Consider the following 3,723-nt stretch of genomic DNA (forward strand, 5'->3'; position numbering starts at 1 on the left):
GCGACGGACCACGTCTCCAACCGGTGGGCCCCGAGCACCCAGGCCTGCCCGGAGGCCCGCGCGAGGTCCGCGGCCCGCGGATCGTGTGTGCGCGCCGCGGCCTCGAACTCGCCTATCGCCGGGGAACGCCTCGCGGCCAGGGCGTCCCGGCGCTCGGGGAGGACCGACCAGGAGTCGGGCAGCTCGACGGTGGCCAGCGGGATCTCCGGCGCGAGTCCGCGCGTGAGCCACCGGCCGTGGTCGGCCGCGCGCGGAACTCCGAGGAGCTCGCGCAGCCGCGGTCCGGGGCCCAGCCGGACCGCGGCGGGGGCCGGAGCGCGCAGGAACTCCACGGCGGTCAGGGCGTAGGCGGTGTCCGCGATCCACAGCGGCCAGGCCCGGTGACGGTACCGGCCGAAGCTTCGACCGGGTTGCACGGTCAGGACCAGGTGGGTCCCCGCCACGTCGGCGCCCGTGCCGGGGACGGGCCAGCCCGCCTCCCGTTCGCGGTCCTCGTCGCGCCGGAGGAGGGTGCCGCGCTCCAGGTCGAAGGCGTACCGTCCCGCTTCCAGAGGGCCGTCCGCGCCGACGACCAGGTGGGTGTGCACGGGGTAGGCCGCTCCCGCGGAGGGCACCGGGCGCCTGGGGACTCGGGTCACCGTCCCGTCGGCCAGGCGGTGGTGTCCTGAGCCGCGCCACAGGCCGTCGAGCAGGGCACGTTCACGTTCCGGTACCGCCACCGGGTCGGCTCCGGCCCGGCGCCAGGGATTGGCGCGCGGCCCGGGCGGGCGGGGCGGACCCGGCGTCTCGGCTGCGAAGGCGCGTGCCAGTGCGGGCGGCAGGCGCGGGGGGTCGGCCGGACCGCGTCGCGCACCGGTCGGAGAGGGGTTCGGTGGAGAGGAGCGGGGCATGGGGGCGGACTCACATGTGCGGGGGCGGAACGAGGGTGACGTCCGTGGGGCTCCCGTCCCAGGAGGTGCGCCACCCCCGTTCGAGCGCCGCGTGCTGGAAGCGGGGCATGCCGAGGTAGGCGAAGGCCGCCGGGGCGTTCGGGACGAGCCCCGTGACGAAGCTCCGCACCACCCGGAGCGGGGTGCGGCGGACATCGCTCGTGGTCAGGTCGCGGGTGAGGACGCGGTGCCCGCGGGCGGCCAGCCGCCGGTAGACGTCGTCCATCGACACGGTCGGAACCGCGGTGATCGGCCGGGTTCCCAGAGCGGGCGCCGTGAAGCGGCGGGCCTCTCCGTGGACCCGGGGGTCGAGCCAGAGCTGGACGTGCGCGCCCAGGTCGACGACGTGCTCGCACTGGGCGCCGGCGGCGTCGAGGTAGGTGGCGTCGGCCCGGAAGTCGAGATAGAGGCCGCGGGCCATCAGGCCCTGCTCGACGGCGCGGAAGACCCACCCGTCGGCGGCGGTGCAGCCCTGGGTGTAGACCCAGGTGTGGACGGCTTCGAGGACGGCCTTGCGGGCGGCCCTGACCGGGTCGAGCGAGGCGGAGAACCCCGCGGCGTACAGGCCGCGTTCCCCGTCGTGCACGAGTGCGGCCACGGCGGGGGCGAACTCCGAGGGCATGGCCACCAGGGACACGTCCAGGGAACCGCCGCGCAGGTCGTCGGCCAGTCCGGGAACGCTGGCGGGGTCGATGCCGAAGGTGGGTCCGTCCAGGTGCCACCACAGTTCGAGGGCGTCGCGTTCGATGATCTCCAGGACCCCTCGGTCCCGCGCGTCGTCGACCCCCTGCCCGGTGGCGATCCCGGCGTAGTTCAGGTGGTGGACGCGCGGCAGGTGCCGGAAGCGCGACTGCCTCCAGTTGAGGTGGACCAGCGAGGCCGGCATCCAGACCGCGGCGCCGTCGGGGTCGTCGCAGCGCGCCCAGAGGGTGGGGGTGTCCTCGGTGAGGGGCTGGTAGGGAAACCCGGCGCGGGTGTACTGCCACGGAGCGAACAGGGGCAGGTCACCGAGGTCGATCGGGTGGCGGCCGGCGGCCAGCAGTTCCGCTCGGGATCCGATGCGCAGTTCGTCGTCGGGGAGGTCCGCGGGAAGCCAGTTCCCGCAGTAACGCTCGACCCCTTCGGCGATCGCGGCGATCCTGGCCTGCGCCACGTCGTCGAACGACGTGCCCAGCGAGACGCGGTCGGCCGGCCACTCACCGAGCTGTCGGGCGTCGGCGACGGCCGCGGTCAGTCCGATGTAGGCGGCGGGAGCGCCGGCGGGGTGCGGCACGGCCCGCACGGATCGGATGACACCGCATTCGGGGTCGACGAGCGCCTCCACGGGCATGGGGTGGTCGGCCCCGGTGGCGGTGTTCTCGGCGGTACCCGGGCGGTGCCGCACGGTCGTGGGGAGGGTCACGGTGAGGTCCTTTCGTGGCGCCAGGCCCCTGACGCGGGATCGAGGGTCGACCGGGTGCGGGACGCGGACACGGACGCGGCCGTGAGGATCCCGGTCCACTCCGCCGGGGCGCCGGGCAGTCCCTGGGCCGCCAGCCACGGGTCGATGATGTGGGTCAGTCCGCCCGCGGCCCTGATACCGGACCGCAGGGTCGGGTCGGCGACGCCTGCGGCCAGGCGGTGTCCCCAGGGACCGCTGGCGAAGTGGTTCGGGGCGCTCCACGCGCGCGCGAGCCGCCGGGCGTCGTCGTGGAAGAAGTCGTCATCGCCGCTGATCACCAGGAGTGGCACGTCGATGTGGCCGTAGCGCGACGCCAGGTCCACACGCTCCGCGCTCCACAGCCGCCGCCAGCCGGTCAACGCCGACGGCGACCAGCCCCAGTGCTCGGCGGCCTCGACGACGCCCCGCTCGCGTGCCTGTGCGACGCGTCGGTCGAGTTCGCCCGCGGGCAGCGGGGGCCGGGAGCGCCGGTGGCGTCCGTGTTCGTGCCACCAGCCGATGCGGTGCGGGATCTGCGGGGAGCCCTGGGCGTCCCACGCGGTCTCGGCCAGTCCGAGGGCGGGGACGAGGGCGATGATCGCCGAGACCGGGGACGCGCCCTCGCGTGTCACGGCCCGGGCGGCCTCCAACGCCGTGTGGGCGGCGTAGGAGGCGCCGAAGAGGACCAGCGGCAGCCCGTCGTACTCGTCGAGCAGGTGGGCGATCACCCGTCCGCCGTCGTCCCCCTCGTGTGCGTAGGGGGACCATGCTCCCGCTGACCGGTAGCGTCCGCGCACGTCCTGGACGAGGCAGTGGTATCCGCGGGCGTTCCATGAGCGTGCCGTCGTCTCGTGCTGGTCGGCGTCGTAGGGGGTGCGGATCACCACGAGGCCCTCTGGGTCCGCGCATTCCCAGATCCGCCCGCGTAGGGCGGTGCCGTCGCCTCCTCGGCACAGGTGTTCGCGTCCGTGTTCCTCGGTCATACCCGCTGACGCGCTTGCCGGTCGAGGGCGGACGGCGGGTCGTAGGCCAGGACGGGGTGCTCACTGATCGTGCCGGTGGCGGGGACCAGCTTCCACAGGGTGCCGCGGTAGCCCTCCAACGCGTCCGAGTCCTGCGCCCACGCCAGGGCGAGGGTGAGCAGTCGGCTCGTCAGCAGCATGCGCGCGGCGGGCGAGGGGGGTGCGTCGGCCACGGCCGCGCGCCGCCAGGTGTCGAGTTCGCGGGGGACCAGGCTCGCCGCCAGGCGTCGCCGGTACACCTGCGCGGATCCGGGGTCGTCCGCGCTGAGGCAGATCGGATCGACGAAACCGTTCTCGCCCTCGCGGTAGGCGCGCAGCCAGGCGACGCCCTGGCTCGGCAGCGCGTCGAGCC

3 protein-coding genes and 1 pseudogene are annotated in these 3,723 nt (G+C 75.0%); all 4 read right to left on the minus strand.

From position 1 onward, the window contains the following. A partial coding sequence (locus D471_RS0112505; protein ID WP_026127661.1) for a nitroreductase family protein occupies window positions 1-719 on the minus strand: 719 nt, incomplete at its 3' end. 181 nt (window positions 720-900) lie between these two features. Continuing rightward, window positions 901-2,331 carry a YcaO-like family protein gene (locus D471_RS0112510; protein WP_017598923.1) on the minus strand — a complete coding sequence of 477 codons (1,431 nt, stop codon included), beginning with the start codon at window positions 2,329-2,331 and terminating at the stop codon, window positions 901-903. Continuing rightward, complete coding sequence (locus tag D471_RS0112515; protein ID WP_017598924.1) at window positions 2,328-3,332, minus strand: CocE/NonD family hydrolase; 1,005 nt, start codon at window positions 3,330-3,332, stop codon at window positions 2,328-2,330. Before D471_RS0112515 ends, D471_RS0112510 begins: the two co-directional genes overlap by 4 nt. After that, window positions 3,329-3,723: pseudogene (locus D471_RS34170) on the minus strand (hypothetical protein); the annotation flags it as partial. The gene D471_RS0112515 and the pseudogene D471_RS34170, both read right to left, overlap by 4 nt.

This window comes from Nocardiopsis lucentensis DSM 44048 (genome assembly GCF_000341125.1).
GTDB lineage: Bacteria > Actinomycetota > Actinomycetes > Streptosporangiales > Streptosporangiaceae > Nocardiopsis > Nocardiopsis lucentensis.